Source organism: Nitrospira sp. KM1, from assembly GCF_011405515.1.
GTDB lineage: Bacteria > Nitrospirota > Nitrospiria > Nitrospirales > Nitrospiraceae > Nitrospira_C.
Genome location: NZ_AP022671.1, coordinates 1,266,607 through 1,286,261 on the forward strand (window position 1 = coordinate 1,266,607; position 19,655 = coordinate 1,286,261).

18 protein-coding genes are annotated in these 19,655 nt (G+C 57.8%); 1 reads left to right on the top strand and 17 read right to left on the bottom strand.

What is annotated here, in order from left to right; all coding sequences use genetic code 11:
* The first annotated feature begins 79 nt into the window (after positions 1-79).
* On the top strand, positions 80-1,312 hold the full coding sequence (locus W02_RS05780; RefSeq protein ID WP_173045656.1) for a hypothetical protein: 1,233 nt from the start codon (positions 80-82) through the stop codon (positions 1,310-1,312).
* A gap of 105 nt (positions 1,313-1,417) precedes the next feature.
* On the opposite strand, the gene W02_RS05785 is transcribed toward W02_RS05780, so the two are convergent.
* The 17 genes from W02_RS05785 to W02_RS05865 form a co-directional block, all read right to left on the bottom strand.
* Positions 1,418-2,218, bottom strand: coding sequence for an S-adenosyl-l-methionine hydroxide adenosyltransferase family protein (locus tag W02_RS05785; protein WP_173045658.1), 801 nt, complete (start codon positions 2,216-2,218; stop codon positions 1,418-1,420).
* Positions 2,219-2,270: 52 nt separating this feature from the next.
* Positions 2,271-2,747, bottom strand: a complete 477-nt coding sequence (greA, locus tag W02_RS05790; protein ID WP_173045660.1) for a transcription elongation factor GreA — start codon at positions 2,745-2,747, stop codon at positions 2,271-2,273.
* A gap of 21 nt (positions 2,748-2,768) precedes the next feature.
* A complete protein-coding gene (gene carB / locus W02_RS05795) occupies positions 2,769-6,023 on the bottom strand; it encodes a carbamoyl-phosphate synthase large subunit (protein WP_173045662.1) in 3,255 nt (1,084 codons plus the stop codon).
* 6 nt (positions 6,024-6,029) lie between these two features.
* Entirely contained in the window at positions 6,030-7,010 is a 981-nt protein-coding gene (locus W02_RS05800) for a M48 family metallopeptidase (protein ID WP_197742152.1), read from the bottom strand.
* Positions 7,011-7,018: 8 nt separating this feature from the next.
* A complete protein-coding gene (gene sppA / locus W02_RS05805; RefSeq protein WP_173045664.1) occupies positions 7,019-7,990 on the bottom strand; it encodes a signal peptide peptidase SppA in 972 nt (323 codons plus the stop codon).
* Entirely contained in the window at positions 7,983-9,155 is a 1,173-nt protein-coding gene (gene carA / locus W02_RS05810) for a glutamine-hydrolyzing carbamoyl-phosphate synthase small subunit (RefSeq protein ID WP_197742153.1), read from the bottom strand. The genes sppA and carA overlap by 8 nt, the downstream gene beginning before the upstream one ends.
* Positions 9,156-9,169: 14 nt before the next feature.
* Entirely contained in the window at positions 9,170-9,673 is a 504-nt protein-coding gene (locus W02_RS05815) for a DUF4149 domain-containing protein (protein ID WP_173045668.1), read from the bottom strand.
* A gap of 3 nt (positions 9,674-9,676) precedes the next feature.
* Positions 9,677-10,963 (bottom strand): dihydroorotase, encoded by a 1,287-nt coding sequence (locus W02_RS05820; protein ID WP_173051379.1) that lies wholly within the window; start codon positions 10,961-10,963, stop codon positions 9,677-9,679.
* On the bottom strand, positions 10,963-11,883 hold the full coding sequence (locus W02_RS05825) for an aspartate carbamoyltransferase catalytic subunit (protein ID WP_173045670.1): 921 nt from the start codon (positions 11,881-11,883) through the stop codon (positions 10,963-10,965). The genes W02_RS05820 and W02_RS05825 overlap by 1 nt, the downstream gene beginning before the upstream one ends.
* Before the next feature lie 13 nt (positions 11,884-11,896).
* Positions 11,897-12,472: a bifunctional pyr operon transcriptional regulator/uracil phosphoribosyltransferase PyrR gene (pyrR, locus tag W02_RS05830; RefSeq protein WP_305080031.1), complete on the bottom strand. Its 576-nt coding sequence runs from the start codon at positions 12,470-12,472 to the stop codon at positions 11,897-11,899.
* A 451-nt stretch (positions 12,473-12,923) separates the two neighbouring features.
* Positions 12,924-14,705 (bottom strand): hypothetical protein, encoded by a 1,782-nt coding sequence (locus W02_RS05835; protein WP_173045672.1) that lies wholly within the window; start codon positions 14,703-14,705, stop codon positions 12,924-12,926.
* The gene (locus W02_RS05840) at positions 14,706-16,037 is read right to left on the bottom strand and encodes a glutamate-5-semialdehyde dehydrogenase (RefSeq protein WP_173045674.1); all 1,332 of its coding nucleotides are present in this window, start codon (positions 16,035-16,037) and stop codon (positions 14,706-14,708) included.
* A 160-nt stretch (positions 16,038-16,197) separates the two neighbouring features.
* Positions 16,198-16,866, bottom strand: a complete 669-nt coding sequence (locus W02_RS05845; protein ID WP_173045676.1) for a type II secretion system protein — start codon at positions 16,864-16,866, stop codon at positions 16,198-16,200.
* Positions 16,867-16,881: 15 nt separating this feature from the next.
* Positions 16,882-17,451 (bottom strand): hypothetical protein, encoded by a 570-nt coding sequence (locus tag W02_RS05850; RefSeq protein ID WP_173045678.1) that lies wholly within the window; start codon positions 17,449-17,451, stop codon positions 16,882-16,884.
* A gap of 18 nt (positions 17,452-17,469) precedes the next feature.
* Positions 17,470-18,021: a type 4a pilus biogenesis protein PilO gene (gene pilO, locus W02_RS05855; RefSeq protein ID WP_173045680.1), complete on the bottom strand. Its 552-nt coding sequence runs from the start codon at positions 18,019-18,021 to the stop codon at positions 17,470-17,472.
* 6 nt (positions 18,022-18,027) lie between these two features.
* Positions 18,028-18,657: a PilN domain-containing protein gene (locus tag W02_RS05860; protein ID WP_173045682.1), complete on the bottom strand. Its 630-nt coding sequence runs from the start codon at positions 18,655-18,657 to the stop codon at positions 18,028-18,030.
* Positions 18,654-19,655: a hypothetical protein gene (locus tag W02_RS05865; RefSeq protein ID WP_173045684.1), complete on the bottom strand. Its 1,002-nt coding sequence runs from the start codon at positions 19,653-19,655 to the stop codon at positions 18,654-18,656. Before W02_RS05865 ends, W02_RS05860 begins: the two co-directional genes overlap by 4 nt.

The following is a 19,655-nucleotide window of genomic DNA, read 5'->3' on the forward strand; positions in this document are numbered from 1 at the left end:
TTAAATTTCAATATGTTAGTCATATTTTTTATGAGTGCTAGACTTCATATGTCCCCGGACCATCCGGCGCATGTGAACCATGTCACTCCTTCCAATATTCGGCCTAGCGCTCCTCCTAGCCCTCCCTACCCCTGTTGCCAGGGCCAATGACGTACAGGCATCGGAATCCGTGTCGCAGCGTTGGAATGCCCTGTTTTCCGACCAGGAAAGCGGATCGCTTCCCGGATACAGGACTGGAAGTGCCCCGATTTACCAGACCAGCCTAGCTCCCACGTTTTTCGTCCCACCTGTCACGTCCCCGCGCCTGCGCGACCTTGCTCCCGAAACGGACCAGGCACGGACCAGGGGCACGTTGAGTTCATCGAGCTGGTTCAAGGGAAATCTGGTGACTGAGACGGAAGTCGCGAACAATCAGGGCGGCGCCGGTTGGTTACAAAGCAAAATCCCTGGGGACACCAGGACCGACGCCTCTGAACGAATGATGCGCATGGGATTCACCGGTACAAGCGGCGCCCTGCGCTATGGAATGCACTACCGGTCGGCCGGGCAGGCGTTTTTGAACGGGCCCGATCTTGCCACCCGCGAGATGTGGGGAGAGTGGAAAACCGGTTGGACGACGTTTCGCAGTTCGGTTGGGCAACTGTGGAACAACGTGGCCGGCGATTCTTCTCGCTCACGTCTGGAACAGACTTATGGCCGAGTCGGTCTCATATGGAACCGTCCGGCCTGGCCGAATCTCTCCCTCACCTACTCGAAAAACTCGTTGAACAGCGCCATGGACCCCGCAGGCATCGCGCCGCAGCGCATGATGAGCCACACCTTGGAAGCCGCCCTGGCTTATCAGAGCGCGTCTTGGGACGCGCTCTTGGCCTCGAGCTACAATCTCGGCAACGACTTGATGCGCAACGGCGCAGACAGCACCGTGAAGGTGCAGATGATGACGGCATCGTTTCGCCCGCTCAATACACTCACGATTGCTCCGACCTTCACCTACCGGGCTGAAATCCAGGACTGGTCCGGTGTCCGGATCAATTCTCCCATCGCCTCCCTAGCCCTGCACTACATGCAAAGCTACAATGTCCGGATCAGCGCCATGGGCAACTACATCGGTACCCGTTCAAGCGACGGGCTTATCGATACGGAAAATGTCGGAGGAAGGGGAACTCTCGCGTGGAACATGCAGCGGTCCAACCATTGGGCGACGCTCGTCTCCATTGAAGCGGGATACAACCGGCTCAGCAACCGCGTCATGCCCGCGGATGAAACCGAAGACATTTCCGGCCTCATACGCTTCGTCGTTGCCGCTCTCTAACCGTTCTGCGGTCTTTCCCCGCATCCCCAGCTAGCAGTGCGTTGACAAACCCTGTGCTGACCTCGGAAATGGCGTCATGCCTGAGACACGATTGTCAACAGCCTGCTAGGACAATCGCACCGGCTCACGGACAGCCACATTGAGCGATGACGCGGCGCTTCCCTGCTTGAGAAACACTTCCAGCCGGCCGTCGCTGTTCATCAGCGCATGCGCGCTGGCGGCGTCCCCTGCTTCGTAATTTCGGACCAATCCGTCGATGACATACCCGCCGATCCGGATCGACGGATTCGGCCTCTTCGTCAACTCTTGCACTTCCCGGACGTGGGCCATCGTGAAATTCGTGATGAGATTTCCAAACCGATCGACGTGGACGACCTCACCGACCAATGCCTGTTGTTGCCATTGCGGCACGCGAACCGGGAACGAGACGTAATCCTGCAGCACCGGACCGTAGGAAGCCACCGACTGCTGTTTCGTCAACCACGCCGCCGCCGGAGCAAACACATCGCGCCCGTCGAACGTCTGTCCGTCCGGCTCAAGACTATACTGCTTATTTCGGATTTCCCGCACCTCCGCCTCACCCTCTTCCGCGAGCACATGCGTGAGCACGCCGTTATCGGGAGCCAGGAAAAAATAGCGTGGAGTTTTGACGATCAGCGGCAGCCGGGCGCCCCCGACGCCAGGGTCGATGACTGCAACATGCACGGTTCCGGGGGGGAAGTAGCGATAGCACGACTTCAGGAGAAAGGCCCCTTCATCGACGGCATGAGGAGTGACGCGATGGGCGAGATCGATGATCGTGGCTTGCGGATTGATGGAAAGGATCACACCCTTCATGCTCGCCACGAACCAATCGTGGTCTCCGAAATCCGTCAGCAGCGTGATGATCCCGAGCGGATGCGTCACGGATGTCCTGTGGGGAAGACCGAATCAGAGCGAGACACCCACCGCCGGTCCTTCAGAATTCCTCGAATTTGATTCCCACCACTTCGTATTCGACGGTTTTTGCCGGGGTCGTGACCTCGACAAAATCGCCGACACGCTTACCGATCAACGCACGGCCGACCGGAGACTGGATCGAAATTCGGTTGAACTTCATGTCGGCCTCGTCCTGGCCTACCAACGTATACTGTCTCTTGGATTGCGACTCTTGCTCGACCACGAGCACCGTTGCTCCAAACACGACGGTGTCGGACGTCCGTCCGGCAATCTCCACAACCCGGGCTTCGGCGAGTTTTCCTTCGATTTCAGCAATGCGAGATTCGATAAATCCCTGACGCTCTTTCGCAGCATCATACTCGGCATTTTCGCTCAAATCTCCGTGCGCCCTTGCTTCCGCTATCGCTTCTATCACTTGCGGCCGTTCGACTTTCCGGAGTCGGTCCAATTCGGCTTTGAGCGCGTCATACCCTTTTTTTGTGATCGGTGTCGGCATGAGCCTGGTACCCTCTCTGCGTTATCGGTGATATTCCTGTAATGTTCGGATTGATAAATCTTTTCCGAGTACCGCCTCGATTCCCATGACGGCCGCCCGGGCCCCTCGCATGGTCGTAAAATACGCGAGGCCCTTGTTCAGCGCCTCCCGCCTGATCGAAATCGAATCGGTATGGGCGGATGCCGTTATCACGGTGTTGACGACCAGCGCGACTTCGCCGTTCTTGATGTGATCGACGATGTGAGGGCGGCCCTCGTTGACCTTATGAACAGTTTTGACCTCCAAGCCGTGCTCGCGCAAGTACAAAGCGGTGCCACTGGTCCCTTGGATCGAAAACCCGAGTTTCTGAAGCCGTGTGGCGATGTCGAGGGCGGCCGCCTGGTCGCTTTGTTTCACACTGATAAAGGCGGTACCTTGACGCGGCAAGACTGCGCCCGCGCCGGCTTGCGATTTCGCGAATGCCCAACCGAAGTCCGCATCGATGCCCATGACTTCACCGGTCGATTTCATTTCAGGGCCGAGCAGCACGTCAACCCCTGGAAACTTGTTGAAGGGAAAGACCGATTCTTTCACCGACAGATGAGCCGGTGTTTTCGCTTCGGTAAATCCCAGTTCCTTCAAGCTCTTCCCGATCATCGTCTTCATCGCCAGCTTGGCCAGAGGCACACCGATGGCTTTGCTCACGAATGGTACGGTCCTGGATCCGCGAGGATTCACCTCCAGCACATATACCGTACGGTCCTTGATCGCGAACTGCGCATTCATCAGTCCAATGACCCCGAGTTCCAGCGCCAGCGCCGTCATCTGACGCCTGATCTCCTCGACAATCGATTGATCGAGCGAATACGGCGGCAGGGAGCAGGCCGAATCACCTGAATGCACGCCGGCTTCCTCGATATGCTCCATGATGCCGGCCACGACCACCCGGGTGCCGTCGGAAATCGCATCCGCATCGACTTCAATGGCATCCGAGAGGTACTTATCGATCAGGACCGGATGCTTGGGCGAGGCTTTGACGGCCGAGGCCATATAACCGAGGAGACCCGCTTCATCGTAGACGATCTGCATCGAACGACCGCCGAGAACATATGACGGCCTGACCATGACCGGATAGGTAATCTGCGCAGCGACGCGGACCGCCTCATCGACCGATCTCGCGATGCCACTCTCCGCCTGCCGCAGTCCCAGCGTATTCAATAAATCGCGAAACCGTTCCCGATCCTCTGCCCGATCGATTGCATCAGGGCTCGTCCCCAGGATCTGCACACCGGCCTTGGACAAGGGCAGGGCAAGTTTGAGAGGCGTCTGCCCTCCGAACTGCAAGACGACACCCAGCGGCTGCTCGCGCTGGATGATGTTCATCACGTCTTCTTCCGTCAATGGCTCAAAGTACAATCGGTCAGACGTGTCGTAATCGGTACTGACCGTCTCGGGATTGCAATTCACCATGATCGTCTCGATGCCTTCTTCCCGGAGGGCCATGGCGGCATGCACACAGCAGTAATCGAATTCGATTCCCTGTCCGATCCGATTCGGCCCACCCCCGAGAATGACCACCTTCTTACGATCCGTTGGACGGGCTTCGCATTCGCTCCCGTACGTCGAGTAGAGATACGGGGTATGAGCCTCGAATTCCGCCGCGCACGTATCGACTCGTTTGTACGTGACCGCCCGAGCCCCGCGAGTCATGCGGGTGCGCGGCGTGCGGATCGACGGCAGCGAGAGACCGGTAAGTTGTGACAGGCGATCATCCGAGAATCCCAATTCCTTGGCTTCCCATAAAATCGTTTCGTCGAGTGTAGTCGCTTTCCCCTGGTCCTGCGATACCAAGTGAGATTCGAATTCCACGATATCCCGCAATTGGTTCAAGAACCAGACATCGATCTTCGTCAGCGCGAAGAGCTCATCATTGGACAGGCCGAGTCTCATGGCATCGGCCACGTGCCACACCCGTTCAGGCGTGGGAGTGCGGATCGTGCGACGCAGCTTTTCGGCGGCACCCTGACGATCGAAGTCCGGTGGAATCCCGCGATCGATGCCCAGGCGCGACACGAGTCCGTTCAACTCCAATTCAAGCGATCGAACGGCCTTTTGAAACGACTCCTTGAACGTACGCCCGATGGCCATGGCCTCGCCCACCGACTTCATCTGGGTCGTGAGCGTCGTATCGGCGCCCTTGAACTTCTGGAACGCAAAGCGGGGGATCTTCACCACCACGTAGTCGATGGTCGGTTCGAACGAGGCCTTCGTCACCCCCGTGATGTCGTTCGTGATTTCATCGAGCGTATATCCGACGGCCAGTTTCGCGGCAATCTTTGCAATGGGGAAGCCGGTGGCCTTCGAGGCCAGCGCAGAACTGCGCGACACGCGGGGATTCATCTCGATCACGACCATTTCGCCCGTGTCGGGATCGACACCGAACTGGATGTTCGACCCTCCGGTGTCCACACCGATTTCGCGTATGATCTTCACTGCGGCATTGCGCATCCGTTGATACTCTTTGTCCGTCAACGTCATGGCGGGCGCCACCGTAATACTGTCGCCGGTGTGAACCCCCATCGGATCCAGGTTCTCGATCGGGCACACGATCACCACGTTGTCTTTGAGGTCCCGCATGACCTCGAGCTCGTACTCTTTCCACCCGATCAGCGATTCTTCGATCAGCACCTGTCCCACGGGACTCATGGCCAGCGCCCAATCGATGAGTTTTTCGAACTCCTCCCGGTTGTATGCGATATTGCCGCCGGTTCCCCCCATCGTAAACGAGGGACGGATGATGGCGGGAAATCCGACGCGGTCCAAGACCTGAAATGCTTCCTCACGATTGTGAATGGTCCCGCTTTCCGGGACACGCAGGCCGATCTTCTGCATTGCCTGTTTGAACGCATCGCGATCCTCGGCCTTATGAATGGCCTCAGCGGAGGCGCCGATAAGCTTGACGCCATACTTGTCCAACGTGCCGCGCTTGACCAGGCCCATCGTGGTATTGAGAGCGGTCTGGCCTCCCATGGTGGGCAGCAGTGCATCCGGGCGTTCGCGCTCTACCACCTTCTCCACAACGTCGAGCGTGATGGGCTCCACATACGTCCGGTCGGCAAATTCCGGGTCCGTCATGATCGTGGCAGGATTGCTGTTGATCAAGATGACCCGATAGCCCTCCTCCTTGAGCGCTTTACACGCCTGCGTGCCCGAATAGTCGAATTCGCAGGCTTGACCGATGACGATCGGTCCGGACCCAATTAACAGTATCGACCTGATATCCGTGCGTTTTGGCATGAAGCGCTAACTCGTTTGAGGCATCGGGCCGATGGCAGGTTTAAATGGAGCCGGAGCCGGCGTGGTTTCGCCGGTGGTGCCATGATAGTGGTGCATCGCTTCCGGCAGCCATGCCTCCAGCTGATTGATTCGAGTGACATCGGACGGATGAGTCGAGAGAAATTCTGGAATCGCATGCTGCGATCGAAAGCAGACCTTGTCGATCATCTGTCTTGGACAGCCGCTCATCCGTTCCCAAAAAGGCACCGACTCGCGGGGATCGTAACCGGCTTCAGCCATCAGACGGAGACCGATGAAATCGGCCTCGGACTCCTGCTTCCGGTTGAACGGCAGCGCGACGTTGACTCCGTATGCCCCGAGCAGCCCTTGAATCGCCGCGCCGCTGGAATTCCCTGAGGCGGCGGCTCCCAAGGCGCCGAGTTGCGCGATCTGATCGATGATGCTCCGGCTCATTCGCTCGACTCCGTGCCGCTGAAGCGCATGCGCGATTTCATGCCCCATGACCGTGGCAAGCCCCGCATCAGTTCTCGTGTGCTTGAGAATACCCGTGAACACGGCGACTTTGCCGCCTGGAAGACAGAAGGCGTTGATGGTCTTGTCATCCTCAATGACTGCAAACTCCCATTGGTACTCCGGCTTGTTCGCGACCTTGGCAATTCTGTTGCCGACCCGTTGGATCGTCTCATTGATCTCGGGATTGGTGCTCAGCGGCGCCTGCCGCAACACTTCTCGGTAGGCGCTGAGACCGAACTGCAGTTCCTTTTCTTCCGAAAAGAAGATCAGCTGATCACGGGCCGTGCCAGGGGCACGATAGCAGCCGGCGAGGCCGCCGAACACTCCCAGAGCCGAACCGGCGCCCAAGACCGTGCAAAGTCCCATGACTCCTCTTGCCCCGAGAGCAAGCATCGTGCGCCGGCCCACGGAAGTCGCAAGAGCGCGGGCAATGGATGCTTCTACCTTGCCGGAACTTTGTGAGAATCTCGCCATCTTGAATTCTAGGGCATCCACAAATACATAAACTGCGGGGTGCCGCCGCGGATCATCGACAACATATCGACATTGGCCAAGCCCGCCAAGCCGGAACCGGCTCCGGACAGCGCACGTGAATAAATATTGTTGCGGTATTCTCCCGGTCGCTGATACGTAACGACGCGGGCCTCCGCCAATCCTGATTTCCGTTTCGCCAACTCAATGGCCTCATCCAGATAGCCGATATCATCGACCAACCCGGCGGCCTTGGCCTGCTCGCCGGAATAAATTCTTCCATCAGCAAGTTTTTTAATCTGATCGATCGAGAGATTCGGGCGCCCTTCCTGGACCACGGTGAGAAATCGCTGATAGAACGAATCGATGACACCTTGGAAGATGGCTTTTTCTTCGGGAGTCATCGTGCGGAATGGAGATCCCATGTCCTTCCTGGGTCCGGAGGTAATGGCATTGGCCTCCACTCCTACCTTTTCCAGCAAGCCCCTGGCATTGACGGTCAACATGATGACCCCGATGCTTCCGGTGACGGTGGAAGGATGTACGAGAATGGCATCTCCCGCCATGGCGAGGTAATAGCCGCCGGAGGCAGCCACATCCATCATGGATACGATCACAGGCACTTTCCTGGCGGCTTTGAACGTCTTCAATTCGTGATACAGGATATCCGATGCCGTGACAGTGCCGCCTGGGCTGTTGACCCTGACGACGACCGCTTTGATCTTCTCGTCTTTGGCCGCCCGTGTGAGTTCCTCCTTGAATGTGGCCAGCATGTTGGGTTGAGAAACAAGACCATCTTTTTCCTGTCCGCTGATGACCCCGGACAGATCAAGGAGAAGGATTTTTGCGCTACCTGTTCCGCTCACCTGAGTTTCACGTACCGGACCGGGTGGCTCCAGAAGATTGACGGTGATGCAGCCGGACGTCACGACGATCGCAACCGCCAGCAATACGATACCAAGACCGTTTCGAATTCTAAGCATGGGATTTCTCCATCATACGGATGAATTCCGTGAACAAATAGGCCGAATCATGAGGGCCTGGTGAAGCTTCGGGATGATATTGTACCGAAAACACCGGGCGGTCCATACAGGCAAGACCTTCGATCGAATGATCATTCAGACTGACATGCGTGACCGCGACTTTTCCGAAACCGGTCTCCAGAACGGGTGGTTTCTGCGGCACTGAAGCAATCGGCTCGACAAGTCGGACCGCGAAATTGTGATTCTGCGAGGTAATCTCGACCTTCCCCGTCCGAAGGTCCATGACCGGATGATTGGCTCCGTGATGACCGAACTTCAGCTTATAGGTTTGCAGACCCAGCGCCAACCCTAGGATCTGATGGCCGAGACAGATCCCGAAGATTGGACGACGACCGATCAACTCCCGGACCGCCTCCACAGCATAGGGAACCCCCTCGGGATCGCCGGGCCCATTGGAGAGGAACACTCCATCCGGATTCAACGCCTCCACCCGCTTGGCATTGGTTGATGCCGGCACCACGGTGACTTCACAGCCGACATCGACCAGCCGCCTCAAGATGTTATGCTTGACGCCGAAATCGTAGGCGACAACCTTCCAGCGTCGCGACGGCGGCGGCGTCCGAGGATCGAGGGATGGCACCCACTCACCCGAATGATCCGCCCAAGAGTAGGAACGATCGCACGTCACTTCTGCAGCCAGATCCCGCCCGATAATACCGGGAGCTTGCCGCGCTTTTTCGACTGCTCGCGCTTTATCCCCCTCCAAATGAGTGATTACCCCCTGCTGCGAACCCTGATCGCGCAGATGTCTCGTAAGGGCGCGCGTATCAATACCCTCGATGGCCACCATTTTGGCCGCCGCGAGATACTCCTGTAAATGCTGGCGGCTGCGCCAGTTGCTGGTAATCGCACTGGCTTCCTTTACCACGAATCCTTCAGCCCACATGCGGCGAGATTCGACATCTTCCGGAGTCACTCCGTAATTGCCGATATGGGGGCAAGTCATCGTAATGATCTGTCCTTTGTATGACGGATCGGTGAGCACCTCCTGGTAGCCTGTCATCGCAGTATTGAACACCACTTCACCGGACGTTTCCCCTTCGAATCCAAGCGCGCGGCCTTCGAAGACCGCTCCATCCGCCAAGGCTAACAATGCCTTCTTCACAATGCTCCGTCCTCTCATCTTAACGAACGCTTCGCCTTCATGACGAGAAGGCCCATGCCGAGACCAAGATTGACCATGTACAGGGAACGAACGGGCATATGCAGCCGGAAAAACGCCTCGAATGCGGCCTTCCTGGCCTGCTCATCCTTGGCAGCGAATGCCTCCGCTTGCAGCGTGGCGGCCAGTGGGTGCAGCACAAAAATAATCGCGGCCGCGATCAGACCCATACAGACCAGAAGCATGGCCTCCGATTTCGTCACCGCCAACGCAGCATCTCCGTACCTCCATCGACACCCGGCGACAACAACCAGAATGAGAAAAGCAGCCGCGACCAGCCGATTGTACCCTTCGAATGTTCTGGTCAGAAGAAAACCTCCAGAGTCCTGACCGCCCAAGGTGTTAAAGACTGCCGGAATCACGGCCCCTATCAACACAACCAATCCCCCAACCCAGACACCGAGTGCGAGCAACTCCAAACTCAACCCAAGCACCGCGCCCCACCGCCACGCGCGGCCCACGGCCTATCGCTCCGCTGCGGACAGGTCGAACACGATCCGGCCATTGACCACGGTTGTCATGACGCGCCCTTTGACCGTCCATCCTGCGAATGGGGTGTTCCGGCTTTTTGACCGAAACTTCGCCGGATCGACCTCCCAGGATGCATTCGGATCGATGATGGCCACGTCCGCATCGGCACCCACGGTCAGCGTACCTTTGTTCAGGCCGAATGCCTTGGCTGGAGCGGAACTCAGCTTGTCCACTGCGGACTCGAGCGTGAGCACACGTTCTTCGACAAGCGCCAGCGTCAGCGAAAGAGCCGTTTCCAATCCGACGATGCCGAACGGCGCTTCGGTGAATCCCTGCTGCTTTTCCTGGGTGGCATGTGGCGCATGATCGGTGGCAATGACGTCGATCGTGCCATCCCTTAAGCCTTCTTTAATGGCTTGAACGTCGGACCATGTACGAAGAGGCGGATTCATCTTGGCGCACGTGTCATAACCACGAACGGCCTCCTCAGTAATCGTGAAATGATGAGGACAGGCCTCGGCAGTCACCCGAATTCCCCTGGACTTCGCTTCACGGACCATCCGGACCGATCCGGCCGTACTAATGTGGGCGAGATGGAGTCTGGCGCCCGTTAATTCAGACAGCGAGACATTGCGCGCCACCATGACGTCCTCAGCCGCAGATGGAATGCCTGGCAGGCCCAGTTCCGTCGAAATAAGCCCTTCATTCATGCAACCGCCCTCGGCCAAGTGGATATCTTCACAGTGATCCACGACCGGGACGTCGAATGCCAGAGCGTACTCCATGGCACGGCGCATGACGAGGCTGTTCATGACGGGCTTCCCGTCGTCCGAGATCGCCACGCAGCCGGCACGGCGCAGGTCCCCGATTTCCGCCAATTCCTTGCCTTCCGATCCTTTGGTGATCGCGCCGATCGGAAGGACATTCGCCAAGGCAGCCGACCTGGCACGTTCCAGTATGAATTCGGTGATCGCTTGATTGTCATTGACCGGATTGGTGTTCGGCATGCAACAGACCGTCGTAAATCCCCCGGCCACGGCCGACGCGGCTCCGCTTCGTATCGTTTCCTTGTATTCAAACCCCGGCTCTCTAAAATGCACGTGCAGATCCACGAAGCCGGGCACGACCAACCGCTTATGCGCGACGATCCTCGTCGCTCCGGCGGGCGCCTGCACATCCGCACCGATGGCCGCAACTTTGCCGCGGTCGATGAGGAGATTCCCTACCCCGTTGAACCGTCCCGGATCGATGATGTGTCCGCCTTCTATAAAGATCACAATCAGCTCGCTCCCGACATGAGATACAGAATGCCCATTCGAACGGCAACGCCGTTCGCCACCTGATCCAGAATGACCGATGAAAGACTGTCCGCCACTTCCGGCGCGATTTCGACTCCCCGATTGATCGGACCCGGATGCATGACGATCGCGCCGGGATCAGCCGACTTGACGCGATCCGACGTCAGGCCATACAGGCGCGCGTACTCGCGGATCGTTGGGAACAATGCCCGCCCCTGACGCTCGAGTTGGAGACGCAGCATCATAATCACTTGAACGCCCGCGAGGGCTTCATCGAAATTGCGATAGACGCGCGCCCCGAGCCGTTCGACGCCATATGGCATCATCGTCGGAGGGCCAACCAATCGAACCTCGGCGCCGAGCTTGGAGAGCGCGTGGATATTCGAGCGCGCCACCCGGCTGTGCGCCACATCGCCCACGATCGCGACCTTGAGCCCTTCAAATGACAGTCCCCGCTCCCGAATCGTGTACAAATCGAGCAATGCTTGGGTCGGATGTTCGTGCCAGCCGTCTCCTGCATTGATGACGGAAGATTTCACGCCGCGGGCAAGGGCTTCTGCCGCGCCGGCCGACGGGTGACGCAGCACGATGATGTCCGCCTGCATCGCTTCGATGTTGCGCGCCGTATCCAGCAGCGTTTCGCCTTTGACCACGCTGCTGGAAGACGGGGAAAAATTGATGACGTCCGCACTCAGGCGTTTGGCGGCCAGCTCGAACGAGGTTCTCGTCCTCGTGCTCGGTTCGAAGAACAAATTCACCACGGTCCGCCCGCGCAGTGCCGGGACCTTTTTGATCTCCCGTCCGGTCACCTCTTTGAATGAATCCGCGGTTTCAAGAATCAGCTCGATCTCCTCCACGGACAGGGGTGCAAGGCTGAGCAGGTCTTTGCGTTTAAGACTCATGGCTCGTCCTCCTTCACGCCTTCAGAATCACTACACGGTCCTCTTCGCCGGTTTCCTCGAGCATGACATGAATCTCCTCGTCACGCGACGTCGGAATATTCTTGCCGATATAGGTGGCTTTGATAGGCAGTTGACGGTGCCCGCGATCGACGAGGACCGCCAGCTGGATTTCCGCCGGACGGCCCAAATCTATCAATCCGTCCATTGCGGCCCTGATAGTTCGCCCCGTGTACAGCACATCGTCGACCAGCACAATGATCCTGTCCGAAATGTCGAACGGCACCGAAGTCCTGCGCAACACCGGTTGTTCCTTGCGCAAAGCCAAATCATCGCGATAGAGCGTGATGTCCAGCTCTCCGATAGGAATCGAAACGCGTTCGATATCGAGAATCCTCCGCACCAGACGATGGGCCAGATGTACGCCGCCTGTGCGAATTCCGATAACGGCAAGATGCTCGACCCCTTTGTTGCGCTCGAGGATTTCATGGGCAATCCTTGTAAGCGCACGGGCGATGTCCGCCGCATCCATAACGAGACGTTCCTGTTGTCTTGGCTGTGGCATTTGCGCGGTCATTCGATGATTGGGCATAAAAAAACCTCCCCATCGATCAAGGATGAGAAGGTTGAACGTCGCAGGGTACTACGGCCGAACTCGCGGGCCATCTAATCTCCTTGCTCACCTCACCGGATGAGCATTAAAGGTGTCTGCATCTTAGCGTCGCTGAATCGAAACTGTCAAGCAATCAGACTTCGAAGAGCAGCCATTCTGCCGAGCAATGTCGGTAATCGGTACGCAGTCCGGAATCACATATCCTGGGAACGGCTGCGATTCAAGAAAAGGGATTCCATGGGTCTACCCTGGATTAAGGAGCCTCGAACCCGCCCGTCGTTGTAGCCGAAGGAGATCAGCTCACCGTTCACGCAACGATTGAAGTGCCACCCGTTAATGTGAAAAAACCCGACGGCAGTGCGGGTGGGTGCCCGAGCCATGGCCACGGCCATCATCAAACATCGGCCATGAGATCACCTCGCTCGCTCTGTCATTGCCTGACGACGTGATAGAGGGTGAGTCCGGCCTTGAGACGAGCTTTCGGCAAGATGTTCTTGTGCATTCGAAACGTCGGGAGCTGATCCACCGGTTCACTCCATGACAGGATCACCCCTGAAGAGGCCAAGCGGGATTCAAGCCCGCGGGGACCCGTGATAAAGGCATGCCCTCCGGCAGACAGCGCCGATCGAAGATCATCGACCATACGGCGCAGCGCCGATGAATGGATATCTGCGGCATAGGGAATCCAGTAATACATGAGATCATAGTTCTTGGGGATGCTGGGATCCTGCTGTACATCCGTGAGCGGGACGAACCGGATTCGACTCAGCCAATCCCAGCGCTGGAGTTTCGCACAGACGCCCCATAACTGTTGCGCCTGCCGCTGGGCCATGGCCGGCACACTCACGCGCACGGTATATTCTCTCGGCCGATCAAACGCCACGCAGGCGCCGATGACAGCGTCGCCGTTGACGATGAGAACACGATTTGCCGCTGCGAAGATACGGCCGACATCGCGATCCTGCTCAGCAAGATCCTGGATGTAATCCGCCACGAAGGGTTGCGCCGCAGTCTCACCGATTTCGTCTTCATGTGCAGGGTAGAGAAGGACGGCACCGAAGGCATCCTCGGGAGCGATCGGTGGAACCCCGCGGACAAATAGAGCCCGCCAATCCATCGGACTGATCATGTTCCTCTGAACCGGCAGTTCCCTGACCCCGTCCGGCAGCGTTACCGAAATGGTCTCCAGATGTTCCCGATCGCGAGCGGCGATCTTCCCGTTGACGATGGATACGCTACGGTCACAGTGCGCATATCCGTCTCGCGACTGAACGTATGGAAGGCCCGTCGAATCATCGGAGCAGGTAAGCTTCTGCAGCGTGCCAACCCTGAATGTCAGACACAGACGCCGTTCGCGGTCGAAGTATCTCAGGGGCGGATCAGGAGCCGGATGCCAGAGAAGCTGGCTGGATCGGCCGGGATCCATAAACGTCGAAAGTGGATCGCTTGTTCCCGAACCTCGCGGCACATAAAAACTTGAAAACAGCCTGAACGCCCCTTCGGATGGATAAGGAGGAATTCCTCGGTACCGCAACGGCAAGGGGCCGGCTCGTTCCCGCTGCTGATCGTCGTAGAGGCCCCGGATGAGCTCAAAGACTGCGGAGCCCGTTCCCGGCAACAGCGATTTGAATAATTCGACCACAGGCAGAAAGTCGACGTGATCCCAATGCATGGCCCCCATACAGGACATGAAGCGGGGCCGTTCGAAGTCCCCCTGCTCGAGGTGATACAGCGCGTCTTTACGATGCCGGATGGTCGCTGAGCCAGAGGCACCAATCACAAGATCCTCATCCCGGTAGAACCAGCGTATTTCATCCAGCGATACTTGCAGCGCCTGGGCGGCCATCCCGCGCAGATCATCGGGCGTCATCGGCCGCCGGCCGGGTCTGACACCGAGATTGACCGTGATTTCGTTCACAAGCCCCTGCGGCACGATTCCCACCCATGCGTCCCAATCCAATCTGACACGAGCCCGGCTCATGACGATTTTTCCGTCGGAGCCTGAAACCCATTCACACTCATGCAGGGGATTGCCGGCAGGATCGGTTGAAAGAAATCTGCGTCCGTCGGGACGATACAGGACAAGATGCCCGGTGGGCCGGCGAACGATGCGCCCGCCGGAGCGGACGATCTCGTCAGCCAAGATGCGATTCGAGGGGAAAAGGATGTGACCCGGTGTTTGGAGAGCAACGAGGAGAGGATCTGCAGGCATTTACTCGCGGATCTGCCCGCTCCCCAGGACGATAAACTTGGAACAGGTCAACTCTTCCAAGCCCATGGGTCCCCTGGCATGGATGCGCGAGGTACTGATTCCGATCTCGGCTCCGAGACCGAACTGATAGCCGTCATTCAGCCTCGTTGACGCATTCACTAATACTGCGCTGGCATCGACCTCCCGGAGAAACCGCATCGCCTTTTGATAGTCACCGGTCACGATCGATTCCGTGTGCCGCGACCCATGCCGGGCGATATGATCCACGGCCTCATCGATGTTCTTGACCACTTTGACGGCCAGCGTCAAATCGAGAAATTCCTTGCCATAATCGCTCTCACTTGCGGGCTTGGCCAACGAAGAGAGCTGGCAGGTTTTCTGGCACCCTCGCACTTCCACCTTGGCGGCCACAGCCTTTTCAATGAACCCCGCCAACCATGTCCGGGCAATGCCCTGATGAACCAGAAGCGTCTCCATGGCGTTACAGGTCGAAGGCCGCTGCACCTTGGCGTTGAAGGCAATCCGTTCGGCCATGGCCGGATCGGCGTCTCCATCCACATACACATGGCACACACCGGCGTCGTGTTTGATCACCGGAATGGTGGAATGTTCAGCGACGATGCGCATCAAGGATTCGCCGCCCCGGGGAATGATCAGATCGATGAACCGGTCTTGCTTGAGCAGAACGGGGACGAGTTCGCGTTCAGGCTTCGAGACGAAGCTGATCGCACCCGCAGGAATGTCGTTTTTTTCCGCCGCCGCCGAAAGTACAGCGGCGATCGCGCTGTTCGAACGAATCGCTTCGCTGCCTCCGCGCAGGACGCAGGCGTTTCCGGATTTCACGCAAAGAGCGGCCGAATCGGCCGTCACGTTCGGACGCGACTCATAGATAATCCCGATCACTCCGATGGGCACCCGCACACGACCGACTTGCATACCGTTCGGTCTCGTCCACATCGCCGGCATGCCTCCGACCGGATCGGGCAGCGCGGCCACTTCACGGATACCGGCTGCCATTTCTGATATTCGATCGGATGTCAGGCGAAGTCGATCGGCGGCGGCTTTTTTTTCAGGCGCATTCCCAAATGCCTCGAGGTCCTCGCCGTTCGCCGCGATCAGCTCAGCCGACTGCTCTTCTATGGCATCCGCCATGGCAGACAACGCACGATTTTTCGCTGCTGTGGAGAGTGTCGCCAGCCGGTGTGATGCCTGTCGAGCCCGTGTCACCAATTCCAATACATAGTCAGGGATGCTCTGAACCGGCAATTCATCCCCGTCTGTCTGTTCACCTGTATCGGCCGGTGTCACTGGATTCGCATTCTTCTCGGTCATGGCTTGGTGCGGCTCCCCTCGTGTACGGTTTTTCGTTCGACACAGGATACAGTGCTGCTTTCGAAAGGGTCAAGCGACGCTCCGGCAAAGGCAGTTCCCTTCAAACCGGAGATCCCTTCAGATCAGTACACCGTGCGGAGAACGTTTTGCGGAGAACGTCTTATTGTGTAGCCGGCAGAATCGGGCTGAACGTGCTGTCTTCCGGAGCCGTATCGTCGGAGGGTGTGGTAAAGGGTTCGGGGACACCCGGAGACGGCGCTGATTGCTGTGGAGAGCCTCCTGGGCCGGGTGGCGCGGTTGAGGGAAATAGACTGACTGTAGAGGGATTGGGGTGTTGGAAGATCCAATCGCGGTAGCTTTTCATGCCATCAAAGTGTCGCACGGCTAACGGAAATTCATGCTTCTTCATGGGCTCGCCTTTTCTGCGGGTCCGCACTCCCATAATTCCACCGCTGGGGCTTCTGATATAGTCCCACGTGCCGCGAGTCAGTGGATCGAGATAGACTTTCCGCAGATAGGGCTTCGGGAGCCTCGTGAGATCCATGAGGGATTGGGGATAGACTTCTCCCTGGATAACCCTGCCGGCCTTCATGGCGGTGGAATACAATGCCAGCGCATTCTGTATTTCGATACCCTTTGTCAGCAGATCCGCCTCCAATTCGCGCTGCATCATCATTTTCCACTGCTGGGCTCCCATAGTCGTCACAATCCCGATCAGCACGATAGCGAACATCAGGAACAGGTAGGTAATCCCCCGTTCACCGCCCGCATGGAGCGACACCAATATTGATCTTTTTGCAAGAAGCCAACTGGCCGTCCGGCGTGGCATCGGGAAACCCACTGTCTAGGGATCGGAAAGTTCTTCCTCAGAGAGAGGAACGGTATGTTCTTGCCTCGACCGTCGATCCTGTAACGTGATGCTTTCCGGTGTGATCTGCTTCACGACGATACGACTCTCCACGACTTGGCCTTTTCTCACCAGGTGAAGATCCTCATTTCTCGTCACGACCGCGAGATCCCGTGTCTTGTCCCATTCCTCACCGGTCCTTACGAAACCCAGATATTGGTACTGTGAGAGTTCCGTGTCAGCCTGCGCTCCGGCCTGTAATGGATCGCCCTCACCTTGCTGGTCGGACAGAGCTGCAGATGGAGTCGATGTCAGGGAGAAAATATTCCGCGGAACGACGAAAGCCAGATCCCGCTGTGTCCGAACGGCGGCGAGGAGTTCCAGCTGTACGTGGAATGGGTTGGAGGCCATCCTTGAGCTCCTCTGGACGGCTGATGCCGTTCCTGTCACGTTGGCAAGAGGCATGCGGAGGGGTTGCTGAGTCGTGAACCACTGCCAGGCTGCGAGTCCACTCCACAGCATCACGAGGACGACCAGCATTCCCATTTGTTTTTGAGTACTGCTCACGGAACAAGTCTCCCGGTATTACGACGGCTCGGACGGACTACCCTTCAAGTAGGTCGCAATCTTGATATTGAACGTCATGTTCCCATGCTGTGCAGGAGGATGCAGGAGAACGAGGTCTTCGATGTACACAAGTTCCTCTGCCGTTTCGATGTCATACAGAAACCGTCGAAGATCTTCGTACTTGCCTGTCAACGTCCCTTCCAACAGTCCTTTGCTGGTATTGGGAACCCCCGTGGCCTCTGTCTTGTACGAAAGCGACGGAAGTGTGACATGGTTCCGTTTTGACTCCTCAGTAATCCCGAGGGCCAGTGGGGCAAAATCATGCTCATCGGGCAGAGCAGCCCGCACTTGTGCCAGATCCTTTTTCGCACGGACGGCATTTCGATGAAGTTGGATGTCCTCCCTGGCCTGTCTCCATTCCGCCTCCAGCGCTACCACAGCGAGCCGAGCAGGCTCCGTGCCGGCCGTTCTCACAAGCATGAGCGCACCGAAAAGTCCCGCTGCCAGTACCACCCAGGGAATGAGCGGACCATACGGCTTTTTCAGTTCTTGGATCAGCAAGTTCCACATGGCAGATCACGCTCCGCCCTGGTGATACTTCAAGGTAAGGTCGAATTCGACCAGTCCGTCGCTGCCGACGCGATGTTGTCCCAGGACAGGATCGCGGAAGATGGGATGGCGCTGCATCTTCAGCGCAAGAGCCGTGACGTCCCCCACCGATACCGCCGAGCCGGTCAAGTGGACGACAGCGCTCGTAGAATCGAGCCTCACGCTTTTGATCGCCACGTTCGACGGAATGGCCGCTTCGAGACCCGAAAGAAATCGGGTCCATGAGAAATTCCGCTTCCCCAACATCTGATTCGCCAATGCCACTTCCGCCGGCAACCGAAGCAGGGATTCCGGCGAGACATCGATGCCTTCCTGCAGAGCGGCAGACATCAGTTGCCGGTCTTGGTCGCGGACCTGGTCCAGACGGGATCGGACCATTTCCCCCTCGAACATCCAGTCTGCGGCCTCAAAAATGCTCCACGCAATGCCGATCGCCAGCACGACGCACAAGCCGATGAGTCCGAGACGGGCCGGGGCAAAATAGGATCGGTGCCGGCGGCTGAACTCGAGCTCAAAATATCGTGAGCGCCGTGAGAGGGACATCACGGCACCTGAGAATGGCGGCCAGGTCACATACGGTGGGCGAAAATGCATCATGCGGCCATTCCTGCGACAGTGGGAAGGGTCGTCGAAGAGGAATTTCCACCGTGCTGGCTCCAACCGAGAGGAGCGAGATGATCCCAATTTAATCGATCGACGGTCATATTCAATTCGTGTTCCAGCGTGCCGGCCAAGTGGGCCCACTCGTCGGCCGCGGCTACCACGAGGCGACGAAGCGTCAGCTCCGGGTAACTTTCCCGACAGGAAAGAATCGACGCCTGGATCTCATGGACGATTCTCATTGAGAGCTCACTGTCGGTTCCATTTCGATGAGTCGAGGACGCCACGATGGCCGGTTTGTTCCTGATAAAGACGGGTCTGCCCCGGTGGATGACGAGACAGGTGAACCCACCGTCTGAACATGAAATCCACACGAGATCTTCGAGAAACGTCTTGTGTGTTCCAGATGCCCTGAGCCAGAGATTAAACAGATGGAGACTCGTCACACCGACTTCACGAGGAATCAAGCCGGTGGATTCACACAGTGATTCATATTCAGCAAGAATATTTTCTTGGATGGAAACGACGACCACCTGGTATGACGGCTCAGCCGCGCATGAAGCAGGAAACGTCTGCCAGACAATTTTCGCCCCCACCAAAGGAAGCCGCTGATCCTGCCCAAGCCGCCATCGAATGAGCGCGTCCTGCTCCTCCCAGCGGCGGGGCAAGCGTTCCAGGGAAAGCACGGTCATCCGGACCGACCAATCCGGCAACAACAACGTCACCGACCGCGGCAGATCGCGGGCGACGGCCCAGCCCCCTATGCGAAACCCGCGCGGCGTACCGACCAGCGCTCTCAGTCGCTCTTCCAGAGCGGGCCGGTCAATGACATTCGGTTCGATCGGTGACGCTTTCACAGCTCCATGAGGGATCTGAGATACGAGACATCGATACCGCGGCCGGCCGCGCCACGACCTCGACCGTTCTCCCCAGGACAGAGTCTGACTGCCGATCGTCACGCAATACTTCGGACGCCCGCCGCTCAAGCCCAACAT